The organism is Nocardia abscessus NBRC 100374 (assembly GCF_000308455.1).
Taxonomy (GTDB): Bacteria; Actinomycetota; Actinomycetes; order Mycobacteriales; family Mycobacteriaceae; genus Nocardia; species Nocardia abscessus.
In genome coordinates, this window is the sequence record NZ_BAFP01000256.1 from 1 (window position 1) to 23,199 (window position 23,199).

Consider the following 23,199-nt stretch of genomic DNA (forward strand, 5'->3'; position numbering starts at 1 on the left):
GGCGCATTGGCGATCCAGCAGGCTGCGCTGCGCCTTACGGCAGTGTCGGACGCGGAAACCGCACTGGTCACCGCAGCAGACCGCTTCATCGCGCCCGGGATCGACCGCTGGAACTGTCAGCCGGCGCTTGCCCTCGGCGACGCGGGTACGGCCCTGGTGCTGACCACGTCATCGGAGCGGCCAGCTCCTTTCCGGCTCGAAGCGTTGGGCACACGCACGACGGTTGCATTCGAAGTGATGAACCGAGGATCGATACCCTTCAGTACGCATCCACTCGGAAGTGGGATGCCTGCCGACTTTCGTACCGTCACCGATGAAGCTATCGATGCACTGGGTGCTGATTTCGTGTTCGAGACCGCGCGATCCCAGGTGCGGGATCTGTTGGTTCGAACAATCGAAGAAGCTGGCATCTCACTCGGAAGCAATGAATTGCAGCTCGTTGCCATGCCGCGAGTTGGAACGAATACGTTGGAGGCTATCTATACTCCTGTGTTCGAAGGTCTTGGCATCGCATCGACTATCCGAAACGATCAGTACACCGGACACCTCGGTTGCGGCGACTGGGGCGCGGACCTGAACTACTTGTATGAGCAAGAAATACTGAAGCCAGGCCGATGTGCCGCTCTCATAGGCGCGGGCGGTGGTTTCACGTGGATGTGTGCAGTAGTCCGCGCTTTCAACAGCTGACCACCATATCCATTACGTCTTTCTTATTGAACTTGAAAATTCTGTGACCAGTTGATTCAGGTAACCCAGATGTGTCGCTGACCGGTGGGCGCGACACTGTAAAAGGTGCCCGGTCTGTTCCGGCTGCTTTTGTGCAGCGGCAAGATTCAACCCTTGTCTCGACCGGTGATACGCGATGATGGGCAGGTATCGTAATGAGTGGTATTAACGACGCTTGGGCGCAGAAAATTGAGCGCCCTCAGCCGATCGCCATCATCGGCATGGCGTGTCGGCTTCCTGGCGGGATCGAATCGCCTGATCAATTTTGGGAGTCATTGCTCGCCGGAGCATGTTCGACCGGGCCGTTGCCGGCCGGACGCTGGGACGAGTACCGAGACGGTGACCCAGACGTACACCGAGCTTTGGACGCAGCGACGACGCAAGGCAACTTCCTCGATGATGTTGCGCGCTTCGACAGCCGATTCTTCCGAGTCGCTCCGCGTGAAGCCGAGTTGATGGACCCTCAGCAACGGATCATCTTAGAGACGACCTGGGAGGCTCTGGAACATGCCGGGATTCCGCCGGCTTCGTTGGCCGGCACGGATACTGGCGTGTACATGGGTGTCGGGTCCGACGACTACGGCCGGTGGATGCTACAGGACCCCGCTGCGATCGAGGCGTGGATGGGCGTGGGGGCATCGATCTGCGGAGTGGCAAACCGGGTGTCCTATTGCTTTGACCTGCGCGGGGCAAGCATGTCTGTCGACACAGCATGCTCGTCTTCGCTGGTGGCAGTCCATCTCGCCTGCCAGGCGCTGCGAACCGGCGAGATCCCACTCGCCATTGTCGGTGGAGTCAACATCATCGCTGGGCCTGGCCTAACTCTTATCCTCGACAGCGCGGGAGCAACCTCGAAAGATGGCCAAAGCAAGTCTTTCGATGACTCTGCCGACGGCTACGGTCGAGGAGAGGGCGCCGGGGTGGTCATCCTTAAGTCTCTCTCAGCCGCACAACGCGACGGTGATCGGATACTGGCGCTCCTGTTGGGCACTGCTGTGCACCAAGATGGCCGGACGAACGGCATCATGGCACCCGATGCCGCAGCTCAGGAACATCTGCTTCGGAAGGCATACAGCGCAGCTGGCGTTGATGCTTCGAGCGTCGACTTCGTCGAGGCTCATGGCACGGGTACCCCCACCGGCGATCCCATCGAAGCACAAGCGATGGCTGCGGTTTTCGGCGCCGACCGGCCAGCCGACCGGCCGTGTTTGATCGGGTCCTCGAAGGCGAACGTCGGACATCTCGAAGCCGGCGCGGGCATCGTCGGACTCATCAAGGCAACAATGGCTCTCAAGCACGGGGTCATTCCAGCGCAGCCGAATTCGACTCCCAGCAAGGCGATACCGTGGACGAAGTCGGGCTTGCGGGTGGTTCAGCAAATCACCAAATGGCCCGACGAAACGGCTACACGACGCGCGGGAGTGTCGGCGTACGGCTATGGCGGGACTCTCGCGCACGTCGTGCTCGAGCAAGCTCCGACTCCGACGGCTGTGGAGGATCCCGAATCGGACTATGAGGTACCGGTTCTGGTCCCGCTCTCCGCGCATGACGAGTCCGGCCTCGTTCGGGTGGCCGAGCGGCTTGCGAACTTCCTCTCGACGAGCGAAGCGGCGTTGGCGGATGTGGCCAGCACATTGATCCACCATCGTGAGCATCATCGATGCCGTGCAGGTGTGGTTGCAACCACCACCAGCGAGCTGATCGACACGTTGCGGTCGCTGGCGACCGACGTCAGTCAGTACAGCGGAGGTGGCCGGCAGATCACCGCGACTACTGGACCAGTATTCGTTTTCTCCGGGCACGGCTCTCAGTGGGCAGGCATGGGAGCTGAACTCCTACGCAACAGCCGCGAGTTCAGCTTGGCGATCGATGACCTGGATCCGATCTTTCAGGCCGAGTTGGGAATCTCTGCTCGGTCGGCGCTGATGAACGGCGAATTCGCCGAGACACACCTTGCGCAGCCGATGATCTACGCGATGCAGATCGGTCTAGCCGCAGAGTGGCACGCGCGTGGCGTGCGCCCAGCCGCGGTCTTAGGTCACTCCGTCGGGGAAATCGCAGCCGCTGCCGTCGCTGGCGTATTCGACTCGCGTACTGGCGCCCGGCTGGTTTGCCGCCGCTCCCTGCTGTTGCAGAAGGTCGCTGGTCAGGGATCTATGCTTTTCGCTGCGGCATCATTCGATGTCCTGGCGCGTGTGCTCGACAAGGAATCCGGCGCCATGCCGGTGATCTACACTTCCCCGCGGTCGTCGGTGATCGCAGGCAGCCCGGAGGCGATCGATGAAGTCGAAAAACTTCTTACACTGCGAGGCATCGAAACGCGCCGAGTCGCCTCGGACGTTGCCTTCCACAGCGTGCAGATGGAGCCGTTGCTGCAGGACCTGCGGATCGCACTAGCGGAGCTACCCTTCACAGATCCCCAAATCAGGGTCTACTCCACCGCGCTCGAGGACGCTCGCGCAACGGCTGCGAGGAACGGAGAATACTGGGCGCAGAATCTGCGCAATCCAGTCCGCTTCGAACAAGCGGTGTCGGCGGCGATCGCCGACGGGTTCAGACACTTCATCGAGGTCTCACCGCACCCGGTGGTAACCCATGCGATCCATGAAATCCTTGAGCACCATGACAGCCTTGAAGGGGCTATATGCCACTCGACGAGGCGGCAAAGGCCAGAACGATTCGAGATCGAACTGAACCGAGCGCAGCTGTATGCCGCCGGCACCACGATCGACTGGACGGCCGCGCCGAGGCGAATGCTCATCGACCTACCAACGTATCCGTGGGCGAGGACCCAACACTGGTTCCGCGGGCGAAGCCGTACAGTGCGCAACCACGTCGGTCATGACAAGGACTCCCACACGCTACTCGGTACCAAGCAATCAGTTCACCTTCCTACCGCTGCCACAATATGGACGACATTGCTCACCCACGAACAGCGTCCCTATCCGGGTCGACACTGTGTCGAGGGAACGGAAGTCGTACCGGCGGCGGTAATCGTCAACACGCTGCTAGCCGCAAGCGCCACACGCGCTAAACCCATCCGGCTTCGTGACATCAGCTTCCGGGTCCCGATCACCACGACCCATCCACTTGAGATCCAGGTCTGCATGTCCGGTGATCGCCTCGCGGTAGCGAGTCGCCGCGCCGATACGGAGGATTGGACCGAAAACATCTCAGCCCGAGTTGATTCCAGTCGTACACAGTTATCCGATGGCACACACTTACCCGACGCAACAGTCTTCGCCGAGCCAACGTCGAACACGGCCGAAATCACCGAACACCTGCATCGTGTCGGCGTCACTTCCATGGGATTCGAGTGGAACGTCACCTACCTGTGCAGAACGTCGGACGGCTTCGCCGCCGTCATCGAAGCCGATCCCGGCGCCAGCACGACGTGGGCACCGGCCCTGGACGCGATTTTGTCCATCGCGGCCGTGGCGGCGACGGATTCACGCACCCTGAAGATGGCGGCTTCGATCCAGGACATCGTTTTGGCCGGGCAGCCTCCGCGCACAACCTTCATCGAAGGCACGTTTCGGCGGGGACTGACCGACACGATCGACGTCACGATCACAGCGATTAGCGGCGAGGCACTAGGCCACCTCGGCGGTATCGAGTACCGGTCGCCTGACGCCGATGCAGATGTCGACGCAGTCTCCGGGCTGCTCCACTCCATCGACTGGAGACCCATTCAAAGCCCGGGCAGACAGCGACGGGATCGCCGCAGTCCTGATCGGTTGATCACCGTAGGTCGGCCACTGGCCTGGACGCAACCAGGCGGAGCGATGACTACCGACCACGTGGAGACTGCGTCTTCCCTACCGGCGGACCTAGACGATCGCGCCGTCGTATTGGTGCATCCCGAGAACGACCAAGCAATAGGTCCGGCCGAACAGGCGAAGAGGGCGGCGTGGGCACTGATCGAGGCGGTGCAAGTCATCGCCGCTCGATCCCTGGTCAAGAATCCGCGCATCTGGGCGATCACTCGTGGTGTCCGACGCATTGAGCACACCGAATCCCTTGCAAGCGCTCCCCTGTGGGGCATCGGCCGAGTCATGGCAAACGAGCACCCTCAATTGTGGGGCGGCATTGTCGATCTGCCCGCACATGACCAGCCCGAAGACCTCAGAAGACTCGTCGAACTCCTAGCCGTACAACCATCCGACGACGTGATTTCGATCGAAGCCGGGACCTGCCACACCGCGAGGCTCGTCCCCGCACGGCCGACCACAGGTGCACGCCGACTACGTTGCCGTCCAGACGGCACTTATGTGATCACCGGCGGCCTTGGTGCGCTCGGCCGTGAAGTCGCAACCTGGCTCATCGATCGCGGCGCTGGCGCAGTGGTGCTAGTCAGCCGATCCGGCGGGACACCTGGTGACAATGCGGTCGCAAAGATCCGAGGATCCAGTACCGCCAGAGTCCGAGTCCTACACTCCGACGTCGCAGATCTCGAGGCTTTCGCGAACGCCCTCGACCAAGAGGTAGTCGATCTCCCGCCAGTGCGGGGAGTCGTCCATGCCGCAGGTGTGTTGGATAACAAGATCGCACTCGATGTCAGCCCGGAGTCGCTCACTTCAGTCATGCGCCCAAAGGTCGATGGAGCTCAGACACTTCACCAGCTCTTCCCGCCCGGAGAACTCGACTTCCTCGTCTTCTTCTCATCCTGCGGACCTCTGCTCGGCCTCACCGGCCAGACCAGTTATGCGGCCGCGAACTCATATCTCGATGCGATAGCGGCATACCGCCGTCACCACGGTGACGAAACTCTCTCATTGTCGTGGACATCGTGGCGCGGCCTGGGCATGTCGACTTCTAGCGCACTCATCGATGCAGAGCTCTCCGCTTGCGGTGCAGCTGACATCACCGCTGACGAAGCCTTCGCCGCCTGGGACGCCGCCAAGGTCGCAGGAGAAGGACATCTCGCCGTGGTGCGATTCACCGACGTTGACGCCGCGCAGCACAACCCTCTGCTTACCGCACTCCCGAAATCTGCCCCTCCCGTCGACGCTCCCTCGCTAGTTGAAGCTCAACCTGATCAATCCAGGATCGAAACCACCGTCCGGACCCGAATCGCCGGCGAGACGGGCTTCTCGATCAGTGACATCAGCGCGGACCGGGCCCTCAACGACCTCGGACTGGACTCAGTGATGACCTTGACCATACGCCGGAAACTCGAACGTGATTTTCGTGTCAAACTCCCCGCGAGTCTGATGTGGGATCAGCCGAGCGCGGCAAGCATCGCGCTCTACATCGCCAACCAGATCGGAAACGCCCAGACAGCGCGTTAGCCACTGACCCGCCAACATTTAAGGCTGTACGCGCAGAAGCTTGGGCCCGTCGGCACCTGCCTGGGGGACACAGTCCCGACGCAGACAGCATTGGTCGCGTGGTGATGCGTTAAGGCCAATAACGGCGCCAACGTCGCGAAAGCATATCTCGGAGCCGATCGGAACTCCGACTGACAGATGTTCTCACTCTGTAGTGGGCTGGAGGTTTCTCAACATCATGGCCGATGGACAGGTCACAGAGGTTGCAGACAGTCTGCATATCCAACCGATATCAGCGCCGAAGCCCTTGAAACGACTCATCGATGACTGGGTTCTTGCCTATGGGCAAAAGGTCGCTGTGCGAGACGACCTGCGTTCGCTCACATACGATGATCTGGGAAAAGCAGCAGATTCATTCGCCCTAATGCTGACGAACTGTGGTATCGGCCGGGGGGATCGTGTCCTTGTCCAACTGCCGAATAGTGGCGAGTTCCTCGTGGCATTCTTGGGATGTCAGCGTGCTGGTGCAGTGCCCGTTCTGGCATTGATGACGCACCGATCCAGAGAACTCGCACAAATCGCCCGACTGGCAAATCCAACCGCCATAGTCACCATAGATGCATATCGAAGCCATAATCACAGACTCGACGCCGAACGTATTTCCGAGCGATTTCTGGATAAGTGCCCTGTCATTATCGCAGACAGCGAGGTAGACGAGCGACGAATAGCTTTTCGCGCCATCACCTCCTTGCGGCCACCCGGGACGCATCGGACATCGCTACTAAAGAACCACGAGCAGCTAACAGCGGACGATGATGTCGTCATACTCCTTTCAGGAGGAACAACAGGAATTCCCAAGCTTGTACCCCACACGCATCGTGACTACATTCACGCATTTACCTGCTGTGCCGACGCCAGTGGGATCAACGCTTCTACCGTATTCTTCGCCGGCCTTCCCGCGGCACACAATTTCACCCTCGCTTCACCCGGAATCTTGGGTGTCCTCAATGCCGGTGGCACTGTTGTCTTCGGGCAAACACCTAATCCCGAACGGGCGTTACGTGCTATCGATGAACACTCGGTAAACGTAGCGGCGATCGTCCCGGCGGTAGCGTACAGGTGGCTTCGCTATCTTCAGTCATGCGATGTCAATACGGCTCCATCACTGAAGACTCTGAGTGTACTACTGGTAGGCGGCGCCGTAACGCCGGCACCCTTGGCACGAGAGTTGGCGCGTGTATTCGATGTCACCGTACAGCAGGTTTACGGGATGTCTGAGGGTCTGGTATGCATGACCCGCCGTGATGATCCGCCTGAAATTGTCGAGGGCACTCAAGGAAGTCCCGTCAGTGCAGCGGACAAAATACGCATAGTGGATACGCAGGGACTTGAGGTGCCGCACGGGTCAATCGGAGAGTTGATAACTCGTGGACCATCAATTGTACGAGGTTACATCGCGGAGGGGAACGCACTCGATAGAAGTGCATTCGATGCGGACGGTTGGTACCGGACCGGAGATCTTGTTCGGAAACGAGGAGATGGCCGGATAGAAGTTGCCGGACGTATCAAAGAACTTATAAACCGCGGTGGAGAAAAAATTTCGCTCACAGACGTCGACAACATCCTCCTAGAAATTCCGGGTATTCGGGAAGCTGCGGCAACTGTCATGCCTCACGGAGAGCTGGGTGAGTGTATAGGTGCTGGCATCTCATGCCAGGCCGACACGGTAGTCGGAATAGAAGATGTGAGGAAATTCTACAGAGACAACGAAATCTCATTGTCGAAGTTGCCCGACGTATTGCACACCGTCGAGGAGATCCCCCTGACGGGTATGGGGAAAATAGACCGAACGCGCTTGCGTGAACGCCTAGTAGCCATCGAGGGCGAATCCTGACCGGCATACATTCAAATTATGTGGCCCAGAATAAACCGACGGAGATACGAAATGGCAGTCCTGGGAATATCGGGTCTCTTCACGACTGAGCTCGACGACTACGATCCCACCACATTCTACAAATACAGCCACGATGCAACGGCATGTCTCGTCGACGACGGGAAGACAATTGCTGCGGTCGAGGAAGAGCGCCTGAACCGAGACAAGCACTGCTTCCGTTTTCCAGTAGAAGCGATCAAGGCATGCTTGCAGATCGCGGGGCTGAAAGCGATCGATGTAACCCGCGTCGCCTATTACTTCGAAGAGGGCTATGTGGACGCTGGCCTCGCAGAGATCGCCGCGCATGACCCGCACATGACAGCGAAGAAGCCTCGTGAACAATTACATCACCGACTTTACGAAATCACGGGCCATGAATTCGCCGATGAAGCACTGACGTTTGTGCGGCACCACGATACTCACGCTGCATCAGCCTTCTACGACTCCGGTCTCAGGGAATCATTGATCGTCGTTTCGGACGGAAATGCTGAACGCGACGGTGTCAGCGTGTTCCATGGTGATGAAAATGGAATAAGCCTACTGAGAACATACGATCGGCAACACTCCCTCGGGCATTTCTACACCGCAATCACCCGGCTCATCGGGTATCGAAATTTCGACGAGTACAAGGTGATGGGGCTCGCGTCGTTCGGGAATGCCGCAACTTATCGTTCTCTATTTGACGACATGTACACAATGGGCCTCGACGGCACGTACTCGCTACTCCACGAAGCAGCGATGAGCACCCTGCTCAAATCTGGATTCCGACCCCGTCGTGCAGCCGATGTGATCACCCAAGCTCACAAAGACCTGGCGGCAGGAGCCCAAGAGGTCCTCGAACGGATCACCTTGCACATTGTGTCATACTGGCTGAAACAGACCGGGTCAAAGAACTTGTGCATGGCCGGAGGTGTCGCGCAGAACACCTCGCTGAACGGAAAGCTCCTGTCCTTCCGTGGACTCGATACAATATTTATTCCGCCAGCCGCGCACGATGGCGGTGCGGCCCTCGGTGCGGCGATGCTCGCAGAACAAGAAGTGTCGCCGCGTCGGTCGCAACGGTCGAGTCGGCGCTATTCCGATACTGTGTATCTGGGGTGTTCTGTCGGTACTGCGGAAGATATCGAATCGACCCTTAGGAAGTGGGGTAACTATGTCACTTTCGAAGAGGTCGCTGATTCCGCGGCAGCGGCAGCTGATTGCTTGGCAGCCGATGAGGTCGTGGCCTGGGTCCACGACAGGGCGGAGTTCGGACCCCGGGCGCTAGGCAACCGCAGCATCCTCGCCGATCCACGCCCGGCATCGAACCGCGATCGCGTCAACCGGCTGATCAAGAAGCGCGAAGACTATCGACCGTTTGCGCCGGTCGTCACCGCAGAGGACGCCGAAAGATATTTCGACTTGTCATCGGTCTCGGCCGATCACAGCTTCATGGGCTTCGTCGTGCCGGTACGAGACAAATATCGTGAACATTTGGGCGCGACTACGCACATCGATGGTACTGCCCGGGTACAGATCCTCCAGCAGGCCGCCAACCCCCGGTATTGGAAGCTGCTAAAAGAGTTCGAGAAACGCACTGGCACACCTGTCCTCCTCAATACGTCGTTCAACAATTCATCTGAACCAATCGTCCAATCTGCCGAAGATGCAATCGCGACATTTGTCACGACAGGACTGGACCGACTGTTCATCGGACCATACAGGGTCACCAGAAAAGACCACATCGAGAAGGCTCTTCTGACGGCGCGGGTCGAGATGATGCCGTTCTGCTCCCTGTCGCGACGAACGCGGCGGCTCGGCACAGTCGTCGGCGTATTGCGTGACGCGTTCCCCAACCAAATCTATCCGATCAGTGACGAGACCGCCCAGCTGATCGAGAACCATTCGAGCGCCGGTGAACTGTCACTCGATTCCGAGGATAAGGACCGTGTGTGCAAGGAAGTGTGGTCCCTCTGGGACCGCCGCCTCATTCGGATCATCCCGATTTAGATGTCAATCGCGATAGCGGAAAAGTTTCAAATGACGCGTGAATGAATACATGACACGGATGGTGAGTCATATGGACGAGAGAATAATTCAGATTGGGCACTCGAGGTTTCCGTATCTCTTCGGCGAGGATTGTCTAGACGAGATAGGGCATCGGCTGAAGCAGTATGGAGCGGACAGATTTTTCGTTGTAACGGACGATACCGTGTTCGGGCTGTACGGTGAGGCGCTATTGGACTCCATAGGCCTCGGCACTCCCGTTACCGTACTTTCGCATCCGCCCGGCGAGTCTATGAAAACTCTCAGCTGCATGTCTGAGCATATCGAGAATGCGATCGCTGCCGGTGCCTCGCGAAGGTCCGTTGTCGTCTCGCTCGGGGGTGGTATACCCGGAAACCTCGCTGGTCTTATCGCCAGCCTGATCTACCGCGGAATCCGCTTGGTGCATATCCCGACCACAACGATTGCGGCCATGGATTCCGTGCTCTCCCTCAAGCAGGCCATCAACAGTCGGGTCGGAAAGAATCACATCGGCTGCTATTACACACCACAAGCGATAATGACCGATGTCCTGCTGTTCCGGTCCCTGTCCGGGCGCGAACTCCGGTCGGGCCTTTGTGAAATGGCTAAGAACTGTCTCGCCATCGACCCAGCAGCAGTGCCCGGACTTCGGATGGCTCTCGAGGCCAGGAATCTGTCCTCGCCGTCTACCCTCCTGTGGCTTCTCGATGCGAGCATGCAGGCAAAATCCATGGTGACAGCCGATGATACGTACGAACGGGGGGCGGGGCTTGTCCTCGAGTACGGCCATACGGTGGGCCATGCGATCGAACTGGCTGACCATCGCCGGCGAGGTGCCGCAGGCATCTCACATGGCGAGTCGATTGCGATCGGCATGCTGGTTGCGGCCCGGATCTCACATGCACGAGGTCTGTTGCCAGCGGAAGACCTCGAGACGCACGACACATTGATCGGCGCGTTAGGCGTCGGTACAGAGATCTTGAAAGAGATCCCTGTCGCGGAGATCATCGAAGTGGTCCGTGACGACAACAAGCGCGGATATCTACCGGTAGCGAAGGACAGCACACCCTTCGTACTTCTCGAAGAGCTCGGCAAGCCCCTGCGGACCGACAATCTGCCGCTCGTATCGGTCACCCTCGATGAAATAGCAGATTGCTTGGACGAACTTGTCTATTCCAGTCCTTCTCAGCATCTGCAGCTGGGGAATACGGCGGGTTCGTTGTCATGACTCCGACCCGGATCGACGCGCGCGAACCCAGTGGCCATGCAACTGGCACGAGCCCCACCGACCACAGCCGAGCAGCCAAACCGCGGCTGGCCGTAGAGGGGGGTACGCCCGTGCGCTTCGGCCGCTGCTGGCCGACGTGGCCCGTCTACGACCATGACACCGAAGCGAGCCTCCTCGCCGCATTGCGCTCTGCTCGATGGTCCCTCACATGGCCAAGCACAGGTGAGATAGCACGCGAGCGTTTGTTCGCCGAGAAGTTCGCACAATACAACCGCGTGGGCTACTGCGTGAGCGTTGATCATGGATCCAGCGCACTCCTGATCGCCCTCGAGTCGTTGGACATAGGTCCCGGTGACGAGGTGATCGTGCCCGTCCTCACCTGGGTCGCGCCGGTCACCGCGATCCTTCGAGTGGGCGCGGTTCCGATACTTGTGGATGTCGACGCGAAATCGGGGTGCATTACTGCGGAATCGGTCGCCCAGGCGATAACCGATCGCACCAGGGCGATCATCGCTGTCCACCTGGCCTGCACCGTGGCAGACCTCGACAGTCTCTCCGCCCTCGCCGCTGATTCCGGGGTGGCGCTTATCGAGGACTGCTCGCAGTCCCACGGTGCGGAATGGAACGGGCATCGAGTCGGGACTGTCGGCGACCTGGGCGTGTTCAGCCTCGGCGCCGCCAAAACGCTCGCTGGCGGCGAGGGAGGCGCTGTCATAACCAATAGCGAAGCCCATTTTCGGCGACTTCAAATGCTCCGCGCCGACTCCCGCCGATATGTCCACAAGTCACCGGCGCCCGGCGAAGCAGAACTTGTCGAAGACGGCGAGATAATGGGGACCAACTACTGCATGTCTGAGCTGACCGCTGCCGTTCTGTTGGATCAGTTGGGGCGACTCGACGGGCAAAACCAAGTGCGCGCGCAACGTGCAGCCGAGCTTGAGGCGATCATCGCAGACTCAGACCTGTTCGAAGCTATATCGGTGCCACCGCCCGTGACAGCCCGAGCGATATATGAGTACGGGCTGCAGATAAAAGATAATTTGCTTCGTAAAAGAACTATTGAAGAGGTTGCGGATGCGTTATCCGCAGAACTCGGAATGCGGGTTTATTCACCTCGCGTGCCACTTCATCGCAGTGTTCTTCTCCGACCACACACGAAGAAGCGGTACCTCGCGCTATGGAAGGCGGCACTGGAGCGTGAAGGAATCCGCGGTGCATATCCCGGTGCAGATGACTACCGGGAACGCACCATACTATTCCATCACAGTGCCCTCCTGGGCTCCGAAGCGGATGTGCACGACATTGCACAGTCGTTGAACAAAGTCGGGCATCGATACCTCGGGGTATAACTTCCGACCTCGAGCCAACTGTGTCGGCAGGCATTTTGGAGAGTAAGAATGATCGACGCGAAATTGGGCATAGGATGTGTCTACCGCAGCTACATGGACGATCTTAAGGGCGGCGAGAATGCTCTAGCGATTGTCGCATTCGGAGATGATGACAGGGGTATCCGAATAGAAAATGGAATCCCATACGTGCCTATTAGATCTCGGGCCGACGGGTTTGACGACTTCCTCGAAACATGGAGGACGGCCGAACGTAGAGAAGTGGGTCAAGTCGGTGCGTTGACGTATGCCTATGATGACGAGCATCTTTTCTGTGCTGGGTATATACCGCACTTGCGACGCTATACAGAGCAAACTTTCGCTGCGTACGCCGAATCCTTCAAACTTGCCGACGAACTAGGATTCCCCGAGTTGTTTCGTATGTGGAACTATGTTGGTCGGATAAATGACGTGAACGGCGAAGGGCTCGAAGTGTATCGAGACTTCTGTCGCGGCAGGGCGGAAGCCTTTGAATCATTCGGCAAAAAGATCCCGGCCGCAACCGGAGTTGGATCGAGGGGGGACGGGATCACTTTCTATTTCTTGAGCTGTAGGACCGGAACACCAGAACATATCGAGAACCCGCGACAGGTGCCAGCGTATAAATATCCACGAAATTATGGCCCTAAATCCCCCACGTTCGCGCGTGCCACTTTGCTGGAGTCGAAAGCATCCGATTCGACTCGCGATTCGCTCTTCATCTCGGGCACTGCGAGTATCCTCGGACACGAGTCCGTTCACGCTGACGATATTCATCTGCAATGCGACGTAACGCTGGAGAATATATCGCAACTGATCAGCGATTCAAATTTACAGGGGAGTGGGCGTAGCTACGGCTATGAATTGGGGGATCTGGGTGCGATCAAAGTTTACGTCAGGCGGCGGGAGGATCTGGAGTTGATTCGGAATAAATGCATGAGCGTATTTTCTTCAGACGCTGACATCAGATTTCTGAACATGGATATCTGCCGAAAGGAACTTCTCGTGGAGATAGAGGGGATTATATGACCACCGTCTCGGCAAGAGCTAAGCTGGCGCGCACTGGACCGGGTAGGCATGACCTCGGAGTCAGGCTCGCATCGGAGGGCGACTGGGAGGCCATCCAACACGCGCACAGCCGCGCGTTCGGTACACGATCAGATTCCGTTTTTCGCGAATCGTGGAGGCGTCAGGTCGACCTGGACGATATCCTGGTCACCGAAGATCGCACAGCTCAGGCGCACAAGCTGGTAGGCACCGCAATGTTCTACCGTTTGAGCGTTACCGTACCGGGCGGACAGATAGTCGGCGCCGCTGGCGGCGGCATGAGCCTCGTGGAGCCCACTCACCGTCGCCTGGGGATATATCGCTCAATGTATACCGAGTTGTTGAGTCTCGTGCAGTCACGCGGCTACCCCTTGCTAATCGGGATGCCGAGCAAGGGAACAATCTACCGGAGATTCGGCCTCGGTCCCGCCTCTCGCGTCCAGGAAATTGAGATCGACCGCCGCTTCGCGACGTTTCCGACGCGCGCTGCGGCCGCACAAACCGTCTCCAGTATCGATTCGGCGCACGCCCGTGAGATCCTGCCATCGATCTACGAAGTATGTGCACGTGTGATGCCGGGGGCGGTCAAGCGATCCGTAGGGTGGTGGGAGCTGTTTTTCTCCGACGGAGGTGAGCGCAACGGAATATGCTCTGAGCGATTCTATTTCGTTCATCCAGAAGGTTATGCCGCGTATCGGTTTGTAAACGAGGCGGCAGGACCGGTGGTACATGTGGAAGATTTGTATACAACATCTGATTCGGCGCACTCGGACCTATGGGAGGCGCTTCTCGGTCTTGAGATGTTCGACGTCCTGAGGGCGAAGATATCGCAATCGGATCCACTTCCGCTGAAGCTCGATGATATTCGTTGCGTGCGAATTGTTGGTGTCCGTGATGAGCTTTGGGTGCGGATCGTTGATGTGGCGTCAGCGCTCTCGATGCGAAGGTATGCATCGGACGACGAACTGGTAATCCAAGTGGAGGATCCGGTGGGCTTGGCCAGTGGTAACTACCGGCTGATCACGGAGAATGGCTCAGTAGAATGTCGCAAAGATGATACGCAGCCCGATCTCACAATCAACTTGGACGATTTGGGAAGCCTATACTTGGGTGGATTCGACGCGCACATACTGGCGAAGGCTGGTCGCATTAAAGGGATTACAGGCAACTCAGTTGCGCGGCTGGCGGCCTTGTTCCAGACTCGGGAGCGACCATTTTGCGGTACAAGCTTTTGAGACGGTGCCCCTGCGTGGGCCCAATTCTGGTCCGGCTGTTGGGGTGACGGAGCGTTCGACCAGCCTGGGCAGTCGCGGGTGCGCTCGTTGACGATGGACACGATCTTGACTGGACGACCGGCGCTGATGGGTCAACGGAAATTGCCTTCTCACGCTTGATTCGGCGTGTCCGCGGTCACTGCTGTGACCGTCGAGTCGCCGATTCGAATGCGGTACCTTCGCTGTCGCACGCGTAGTCCTTCCTCGCGCCAAGGGGTCGGATCTTCTAATGGTTGGCTGTCCCGCCCCGTGGGCGCGGGCGTCGGGGTAGGCGGAACCCTTGACGTGATCAACCGCCGCACCGTCACCAGACACCTCACGCGGTTGGGGCTGGGCAAGCGCCGATTCCTTGACCCGAACGGCGAGAACAACCGCAAGCCACAAAGGATCATCGCCCACTGGCCCGGCCATATGGCCCACCTCAACGTGAAGAAAGTCGGCCGGATTCCCGGTGGCGGTGGCTGGCGCATCCACGGCCGCGACAGCGACGAAAATGCGGACAGGCGGTCAGCCACCCGCATCACGGCTCCGGAGCGGCGTCACCAACGTTCCAGCCCTCCTACAGCTGATATGTAGGGCTGTTCTGTCAAGTGGCAGGTGAAAGCGGTCCCGGTAACGTGGGTTGCCGGGACCGCTTTCGTGTGCGGTTGGGCGGGGTCTGCTCGGGTCGTGTCGTGGGTTGGCGACGGCGTGGTCAGACTGATATGCGCGGGTTGGTTACCGCAAGACGACTGTTCGATGGGGACGGTGCCGCTGGTCTAGAGGTCGAGCGTTGCAACATGAAAGGTGTTGCTGCCCATAGCTGTGTCGCAACTCGTCCCGCACGCCGAATCGAGGGTTCGCCGCCCGGCCGCGGTCTCGGGGCCGCTGGTCAGCCGTCGTCGAGGACGGCCAGCGACCAGCACCAGCCCGCGAGTTCGCGGGCGACGGCGACGTTGGCGATCACCGGGCGTTTGTTGTGGGCGGTGAACTGTTCCCACCGGTGGTGCAAACGATGGTTGCCGGCGTGCCCGCGGGCGCGGGCCGCGGGCGGTGCCAGCGCCCACCGCGCGCCCATGGTGGTGGGGTTGCGGTAGGTCTTGCGGTGGTGCCAGGCTGCCTCGACCAGCAGCCGTCGAGCGTGTGTGTTGCCGGTCTTGGTGATCGATCCCTGGGATCGAGTGGTGCCGGAGGAGTATTCGGTCGGGACCAGCCCGAGGTAGGCGCCGATGGTCTTGCCGGTGAACCGATGCCAGTTCCCGATCTCGACGGCGAGGGCGAACCCGGTCAGCGTCGAGATCCCGCGCAGACAGCCCGACCGGCGCACGGTCGGGGTGTAGTCGCTGTCGACGGCCAGTTCGGCGATGGCGGTATCGAGCCGGTCGCGGCGGGTCCTGGTCAGCGTCATCGCTTCGTAGTCGGCGTCGAACGCCGCCTGCGACGCGGGCTGGTCGAACCGCTGGCTCCGCAGCCAGAGATCATGCGTCCCGGTCCAGGCCGCCCCACCGGAATACACGATCCCTTGCCGCAGAAGCAGTTTCGACAACCGGTGTCGGGCCCGCATCAGATCACCGCGCGCGTCCTCGCGGGCACGGACCAGATCACGGGCCGCTTCCTGGCCCACGGTCGGCACCGCGACCGCCACGATCTCACCCAGGCGCAGCAACCGCGCCAGGTGCAGCGCGTCGCGAGCGTCGGTCTTGACCCGATCCCCGGCCGGGCGCTGCCAACTTCGACGGCGCGGCCACCACTGTCTCGATCCCGGCGGCGGTCAGCGCCCGGTACAGGCCGAACCCGGTCGGCCCGGCCTCATAAACCACCCTCACCGGCCCCGCCAGCCCGACCAGCCATGCCAGGATTTGGCCTGGATCCGGGCACAGCCGCTGCCGCGTCAGCTGCCCGGTCTCGTTGTCGATCCCACACGCCACCACCGACAACGCATGCACCTCAAGCCGACACTCGTACGCTCGATACTCGCCGGGGCCTCTTGACCTGCAAATGTGGCTCTACCGAAATGAGTTTCATCCCGGCAACCCACGCGGTTTTGCAGAATCGAGGCTTCCGGCCCCGACCTCAGTGGGCCCTCATTCCGTCTAGCGCACCGTGCTGATGAAATGTTCGCGTGCGCTAGTTCCGTTGCGGGTGCCGCGGCGAAATCTTACGGATCAGCGCTTGGCGTGCTCGGCGTCTTTGGGAGCAGGTCGCCCGGGCCGCGATAATGCAGGCGGATCCCGGTGTCAGCCCGGTGTCGTCGAGCACGTAAGACGCCTTGCCGCTCGCGATCGAGGCGAATTGCGGCTTCGCCGAGCAGGTTGAAGCCTGTCGACCAGATCTCGATCTTGTCTGGGCCAGCATCAGTCACGCGCAGCCATGTATTCGGGTCCGGTACCATCCCGTACCAAGTGACATCCTGTATGTCCTCGATTCTGCGGCGCCATCGACGTGAGCGCCGTGTCCGCGAGGGGTTCACGAATTCTTCCCAGGCCGACCGAGACTCGGGTGTCGGCCACTTCTCGCTGAGGGCGTGCGTAGGGTCGAGATCGTCGATCCACTGACGCATGCCATTCGTCGAGTCGAATGTGGCGCCGGTGCTTGTCACCGCCGAGATGGCTGCGAGACGGTGGTCGAAGCCGGAGCGGATGAGGATAGAGGCTGCCTGGTTGAACGTTCCCGTTTCGATGGCGGTCACCGCTGTGCCCAACAAGGTGTCGTCGTTATCTTGGGCGGCTTCGTAGACCCTGGCGGCCTCCATTCCCCAGACCAACCGGTAGATCACGTCCGCCTCGATGAACTGCGCTATCTCGATGCGGTCACCGGCGACGTGGCTCAGGGCCGACCCGCGAACCCAGTGTCTCAACACGTCGTCCCAGTTATCGAGCGCCGTCTCGGGCTCGAAGACCTGCACTGCGAACACCGTTTCGGCGATGGCCACGAGGAGGTTGGCGGCGGTCTCGTAATCTTCTATGAGGATGGCGGTCTCGGCCTGAGCTGCTAGGGCGATGATGCGTCCGGATACCTGGGAGAGCTCGGACCCGGCGTTCGCCCCTAGCCCAGCCAGGAACCATCCGCGGCGTTGGGAGGGCGTGGCTGTCCGCCACAAGTGCTTGGTCCGGCTGTACACGAGTTCACGTAGGGCGGCCGCTGGCATGTCGGCGTAGTGGCGGAGTTGACGCTCCCAAAGTGAATCGCGCAGAGCATTGGCAACGATCTGCGTCGCGGCGTCTGCGTCAACGTCCTGGTCGCCGTCACCTATGACGCTCAGGATCCCGATATCGAGTAGTGCGAGATTCGACCGCCAGCTGTCGGCTGCAGTGGCCCGCCACTCGTCGGTCTCCTGAGGCACTACGGGCAGGGACCAGTCCGGCCCGCCGGTGAGGTATGCGAGCAGAGGCTCGACCGAAGCGAGCCCTTGCGATGCGAGCACTGTCCGCAATAAAGCGACGCCGATTTCGATGAGTCCGGACTGCAGGGCCTTGCCGCCGTCACCTTGCGTAAGTTCGCGCCATTCCCGCCGGCGTGCCCGGGTGGGCTGGAAGATGGGGTAAAGGACAAGCCCCTCGGTATCGACGAACGCGCGGCCTGCGCGCCCGATCACGTTCGCGAACTCAGAACCCTTGAGCAGATCCCCGCCGCGTCGAAGCCCGTGGAACAGTACCGCCGAGGCGGACAGGTTCAACCCTTGCGCGAGGGTCGGTGAGGCAATGGTGACCTTCAGACTGTCTCGCTGCAAGAGTCGTTCGACCTCGCGCCGGAAAGGACCGGGTAATGCTCCGTGGTGGATGGCCACGCCCAACTCAAGACACCCCAGGATGGGATGGTCGGCGCCGAACCACTCGGCGCCCACGGCAAGCGCGTCGCTCAGGTCCACGTCAGGCGGCAGCACCGAGGAAACGAGACCTTGGTTGTGGAGCTTGATGATTGCGCCGGCGTACGGTTCCACCCAGTTCCGCTGGGGACAGAAGACAAGGACGGTCTGGCCCTCCTCGACCAAACGCCACGCGGTAGCGATGACGTGTTCGCGTTGGCTGGCTGGAAATGTCTTCCTGCGCCGGCCGCCCGGCTTCTTCGTCTCGAAGTAGCGAGGGATGAAGGGCTGATCAGGTCCGAGAGTGATAGTCAGTCGTGCGTGGTCATCACGCCACTCGACGAGGCCGAAGCGCTGCTCCGTTGGCCGCCATGACTCGCGGTGCAGGCCGTCCGGCTCGTCGTCGGTAATCCACGCGACGAAGTCGTCGAGTTCGCTCCCGGAGGGAAATACCGCCGAGAGGCACAGGATGCGGCGGGTCGAGGCGTCTGGACGACGTAGCAGCCGCTGGATCTGGGCTTCGTAGCGAACCTCACGCTCAGAGGCTCCAATCATGTGTCCCTCGTCCAGGACGACAAGGCCGATGTCATCCAGGACTGACGGGTCGGATCGAAGCGCGAAATCCAGCTTTTCCGGAGTTGCCACCACGATCTCGCTGGAACGTAGGGTGTCCTCGTCGACGTCGCTCGTCCCCATGCTGCCGTAGAGGGAGGAGACGCGGATGCCCAGCGGGGAGAAGGTTCGGGCGAGAACATGCTCGGTCTGAGCGGACAATGCGCGCAGCGGGGTGACATAGACTGTACGTCGCTTCTGCGCGAGGCAAGCCAAGATCGACAGTTCGGCGATGCGGGTTTTGCCCGCGCTGGTCGGCAGCGCAACAACGAGGTCCCGTTGGTCCTGGAAGATCCGGTCGACGACGTGCAACTGTGAGGGCCACAGGTCTATCTCGGAACGTTCACGCGCCAAGAGCGACGCGATGAAGGTGCGCCGGAGAAAACGCCACCCTTCGACGTGGTCAGCGGCTCCGGGCGGCGGCTCGCTCGGAATGTTGGTTTCAAGGCTGGTGTCAAACAGGCCTCCCAGGAGATGTCGGGTAAGGCGGTAGACCCACCATGGCCCGGAGGCGCTCACGTCCGAGGACGCCTGCTCACCAAGCTGCAGTTCTTCAAGAGCGCCCTCGAGCAGGTCTCGGCTGCCGATCTCGATCGAGTACAAGGCGGCCGAGACCGCCGAGAGGTAGTTCTCGCTCAGGAGAAGGACAATGGGGCCAACCTGGTCCGAAGCATTCTCATCATCCACGCTCTCATCCACCACGGTGAGAGCCGCAAAGAGAGCCTCATCGGACACCTGAGGCGAGGAACGCAGCAACCGTGTCCGCTGCTCGACGGAACTCAAGTCGCGCATCAGAAGGTCCGCCAGCGTCAGCTCCATCGGAGTTAGCCGACCCGACCCGCGGCTCGTCTGGATCAGCGAGAACGCCCGCGCGGCGTAGCCCCCGAGATGGCTGGCCGCGCCAGCGACAAGCCCGTGAAAGACCAGATCTCTTCGTGGCGCCGCATTCCGGATGGCGGCCTCAATGGCGTACGAACTCTGAATGAACCCGCGCCCGGCTAAGGCGATCCGTCCGGTCGTGTCATCGTCCGAGGCTTCTAGCAGGTCGAGGCTGGCGGACAGCATTGAGTACCCGTAGTTGAGCAGGTCCGCGTCCAGAAAGGGACTGAACTGAGGCGCGTCCGGCGGCAAGACGCCAGCCCGGCGAATCATCGATTGGGCCTGCCCGCGAGCCAGTAGACGCCCGCGGAAGCCGGCGTCCGTGGCCGCAATCAGGCTCTCCGTCAGCTCCCGCGCCTCACGAGCCACCGGCTGTCACCTTCTCATAGGCGCCCTTGATGAACTCCTGATGGCCATGAACTCGAAGCGTGATCGTCAGCTGCGATACCGAGCCCGAATATGCCTGGAGATCTGCCGCCACATGCTTGCTAGGGTCGCTGCTTGTAAACAGAAACATCAGGTGACCGACGCGGTCGGGACGGATACCCTCTACGAGCTGCAGGTCAAGCACGGCCTTGCCAACGTCACCGTCGACCGTGCGCAGGAGCCGTTCGGCGAACTGGACGAGCGAGTGCGGCGACGGCAACTCATCGTTGCGCGCTAGACCTTCGCGAGCCTCCGTGACGGTGCCCTTGCCCAGTTTGACGCGGCTCTTGGCCTCTGCCTTGGCGATATAGGGTTTGCCGTCGGCGTCGAGCTTCACCCCAAGCACATCATCCCCCCGCATCGCCCACTCTTGATGGTCGCGCTGAATCAGTCGGCTCGGACCAACCACATACCCGCCCTCCTCGTGGAGGTAGGCCGTCGCGAGGATCTCGCCCATGTCCCCAGAACGAGCGCTGGCTTTAGTCGGGAGCTTGTTGCTAAGGAACTTCGCCACGGCATCCTTCCCCAACCGCTGCGCGATCAACGAGAGCGACTCGGATTCGGCGTACGCACTCGGCAGACCTGCGGCGAGGGTGGCGATGCCCGTGGCGTCGTCGTGCGACTCGATGACGCCGGCATGGTGGCCGCCAATGGGTACAGGCGCTCCAACGGCGCACCAGCTCCGAAAGTCAGCCATTTCCCGCCGATCACGCGTCCTTCCCAGTCCAGGTGTTCGCTGGACGAACTGTACCGAGAAGCAGCGAGGTACCTAAATTCTTTGCGACACTTCGGATGTGACAATCGATGTTGGAGACCGAAAGATCCTTTGGGCTCGTCCGCGCAACTCATGCGCGATCTGCAAGACTGTCGTTTCCGGTTGAAGACTCCGACGCAGCAACGGGTGCGGCGTGCATTCTCGCCGCGACGCGCAAAGCCTTGGCCGCGGATGACACCGCGGTGTGTCTGGACGACGCCGCTGTGGCCGGCGTCGGCGTGGCAACCCTCTATCGCCACTTCCCAACCGAGATGCATTGATAACCACCACTTTTCAGCAACTACTTGATGACGAGATTGCTCCGGTCCTGATGGTTGCGCAGCGACGGGCCAGCGCGGCCGAGGGGCTGATGCTGGTTTTCGAGCACCTGCTCTCACTGCTTGCGAACGAACGGGGCCGGCTCGATTCCTCGCAGCGCCTCGGCTCGGTCGAAGATGTGTCGACGAGCGAGTTGTTGACCGCGCTGGGGCACCTGTTGGAACGTGCTCAGGGGCAGGGGGCGATCCGAGCCGACCTTGAAGCCGACGACCTTCCCGCTTTACTGGTCATGCTGGTAGGCGCGTTGCAGTTCACCGAATCCGGTGACGGCTGGCCCAGGTATCTGGTGCTGATGGCCGATGCGATGAAACCTGGCGAGCACGCGGCGCCGCTGCCTGGTGCGGCGTCGCACGGTAACCACGCAAAGTTGCCGCCGCCGCTCAAAATTCCTTGATCGCGGCAGAACCTCGGGGTGAGCGAGCGAGTCGGGGGGGAAGAGTGGTGATCGAGCACGGATTCATGTCACATGTGACATGAATCCGTGCTCGAGTGATGCGCGAGAGGGGACTTGAACCCCTACGTCCGTGGACACCAGAACCTAAATCTGGCGCGTCTGCCAATTTCGCCACTCGCGCTTGATGGTACGACCGTCCAAACTCTACCGGGCGTTTCGCCCATCGCGAAGCATTGGGCGGGTGTGGCGTACTCGTCAGTAACCTTACCTGGGATTATAACAATTTGGACAACCGCAACGTGAGGGGCGCTCATGTTTCGTACGCGTTGGTAACCCGATGGACCAGCGCCTTCAAACATGAGGCGGAGTCATGTTCATCACTGTTCTGGTACGCACGTACACGAATACTCCTAAGTAATAGCCTCGCCCGGGAGCAAACGTGAGGATTTCCTCATGATTTTGTGCCATCCTCGCCGGTATCAGGCCGATCACCCGCGATCACTCGTGAACCGGTAGGGACCGGCGTGTCGCCGAGGCATGTCGCATGGAGAAGGAAGTCGAAGCGTCTTGACGATCAACGAGAGCACCAAGACCGAGTCCGGACAGAGCGCGAAGGTGGTAGCCGCCGCCGGGAAGGCCGCGTCGGGCGGGGCGCGGTCGCCGCTGTTGGATCGTCTGCTCGCCGGCGCGCCGTACGCGCTCGCCTTCGGCGGGCAGGGTGCGCAGTGGCTGAGTGAGCTGGAGGAGATCGGGCGCGACAGCGCGCTGGAGCCGGAGCTGACCGCGCTGGTCAACGAGGCGGCCGCGTTGCTCGAGCCGGTTGCGGCGCAGTTGCTGGTGGTCCGTCCCGTCGGCTTCGACCCGATCGGCTGGATGCTCGAGAACGAGCTGGCCGACACCGATGAGGGCGAGGCCTCCGCCGCCCCTTCCGAGCAGGTGCTGCGCTCGGCCGCGGTGTCCATGCCCGGTGTGCTGCTGACCCAGGTGGCGGCCGTGCGGGCGCTGCGTTTGCAGGGTCTGGATCCGGCCGAGCACGCGCCCGTCGCGATCGTCGGACACTCGCAGGGTCTGCTCGCGGCCGCCGCGGTCGAGGCCGGTGGCGCTCGTGACGCGGAGCTGCTCGCGGTGGCCCAGATGATCGGCGCGGCAGCGGGTTTGGTGG

General features: G+C 60.7%; 13 protein-coding genes, 1 tRNA gene and 2 pseudogenes. 12 read left to right on the top strand and 4 right to left on the bottom strand.

Annotated elements, in window-relative coordinates; all coding sequences use genetic code 11:
• From ON19_RS31820 to ON19_RS40950, 9 genes and pseudogenes are all read left to right on the top strand, one after another.
• Positions 1 to 687: beta-ketoacyl-[acyl-carrier-protein] synthase family protein (locus ON19_RS31820; RefSeq protein ID WP_043701264.1), on the top strand; the 687-nt coding region annotated here is incomplete at its 5' end.
• A gap of 194 nt (positions 688 to 881) precedes the next feature.
• Positions 882 to 6,017: a type I polyketide synthase gene (locus tag ON19_RS31825; protein WP_063709513.1), complete on the top strand. Its 5,136-nt coding sequence runs from the start codon at positions 882 to 884 to the stop codon at positions 6,015 to 6,017.
• Positions 6,018 to 6,234: 217 nt separating this feature from the next.
• Positions 6,235 to 7,890, top strand: a complete 1,656-nt coding sequence (locus tag ON19_RS40945; protein ID WP_157229926.1) for an AMP-binding protein — start codon at positions 6,235 to 6,237, stop codon at positions 7,888 to 7,890.
• Between the two features lie 51 nt (positions 7,891 to 7,941).
• The gene (locus tag ON19_RS31835; RefSeq protein WP_043701270.1) at positions 7,942 to 9,918 is read left to right on the top strand and encodes a carbamoyltransferase family protein; all 1,977 of its coding nucleotides are present in this window, start codon (positions 7,942 to 7,944) and stop codon (positions 9,916 to 9,918) included.
• A 70-nt stretch (positions 9,919 to 9,988) separates the two neighbouring features.
• Positions 9,989 to 11,164: a 2-deoxy-scyllo-inosose synthase gene (locus ON19_RS31840; protein ID WP_227954939.1), complete on the top strand. Its 1,176-nt coding sequence runs from the start codon at positions 9,989 to 9,991 to the stop codon at positions 11,162 to 11,164.
• A 242-nt stretch (positions 11,165 to 11,406) separates the two neighbouring features.
• On the top strand, positions 11,407 to 12,513 hold the full coding sequence (locus ON19_RS31845; RefSeq protein ID WP_157229928.1) for a DegT/DnrJ/EryC1/StrS family aminotransferase: 1,107 nt from the start codon (positions 11,407 to 11,409) through the stop codon (positions 12,511 to 12,513).
• 48 nt (positions 12,514 to 12,561) lie between these two features.
• Positions 12,562 to 13,557, top strand: coding sequence for an FkbO/Hyg5 family chorismatase (locus ON19_RS39820; RefSeq protein WP_086006759.1), 996 nt, complete (start codon positions 12,562 to 12,564; stop codon positions 13,555 to 13,557).
• Positions 13,554 to 14,810: a GNAT family N-acetyltransferase gene (locus tag ON19_RS31855; protein WP_043701276.1), complete on the top strand. Its 1,257-nt coding sequence runs from the start codon at positions 13,554 to 13,556 to the stop codon at positions 14,808 to 14,810. Before ON19_RS39820 ends, ON19_RS31855 begins: the two co-directional genes overlap by 4 nt.
• Positions 14,811 to 15,146: 336 nt before the next feature.
• A pseudogene (locus ON19_RS40950) lies at positions 15,147 to 15,341 on the top strand (IS481 family transposase); the annotation flags it as partial.
• A gap of 379 nt (positions 15,342 to 15,720) precedes the next feature.
• Here the strand turns inward: ON19_RS40950 and ON19_RS31860 are convergent.
• The 3 genes and pseudogenes from ON19_RS31860 to ON19_RS31870 form a co-directional block, all read right to left on the bottom strand.
• A pseudogene (locus tag ON19_RS31860) lies at positions 15,721 to 16,800 on the bottom strand (IS110 family RNA-guided transposase).
• A gap of 186 nt (positions 16,801 to 16,986) precedes the next feature.
• Complete coding sequence (locus tag ON19_RS31865; RefSeq protein ID WP_051169507.1) at positions 16,987 to 20,493, bottom strand: DEAD/DEAH box helicase; 3,507 nt, start codon at positions 20,491 to 20,493, stop codon at positions 16,987 to 16,989.
• Positions 20,483 to 21,247, bottom strand: coding sequence for a Hachiman antiphage defense system protein HamA (locus ON19_RS31870; RefSeq protein ID WP_043701279.1), 765 nt, complete (start codon positions 21,245 to 21,247; stop codon positions 20,483 to 20,485). Before ON19_RS31870 ends, ON19_RS31865 begins: the two co-directional genes overlap by 11 nt.
• Before the next feature lie 107 nt (positions 21,248 to 21,354).
• Between ON19_RS31870 and ON19_RS42390 the strand changes: the two genes are divergently transcribed.
• Positions 21,355 to 21,585: a hypothetical protein gene (locus ON19_RS42390; RefSeq protein ID WP_157229929.1), complete on the top strand. Its 231-nt coding sequence runs from the start codon at positions 21,355 to 21,357 to the stop codon at positions 21,583 to 21,585.
• Entirely contained in the window at positions 21,582 to 22,037 is a 456-nt protein-coding gene (locus ON19_RS31875) for an SbtR family transcriptional regulator (protein ID WP_051169508.1), read from the top strand. Before ON19_RS42390 ends, ON19_RS31875 begins: the two co-directional genes overlap by 4 nt.
• A gap of 99 nt (positions 22,038 to 22,136) precedes the next feature.
• Here ON19_RS31875 and ON19_RS31880 read toward each other — a convergent pair.
• Positions 22,137 to 22,218: transfer RNA gene (locus ON19_RS31880), tRNA-Leu, on the bottom strand.
• A gap of 386 nt (positions 22,219 to 22,604) precedes the next feature.
• Between ON19_RS31880 and ON19_RS31885 the strand changes: the two genes are divergently transcribed.
• Positions 22,605 to 23,199 (top strand): hypothetical protein (locus tag ON19_RS31885; protein WP_043701281.1); only part of this gene is annotated, 595 nt, incomplete at its 3' end.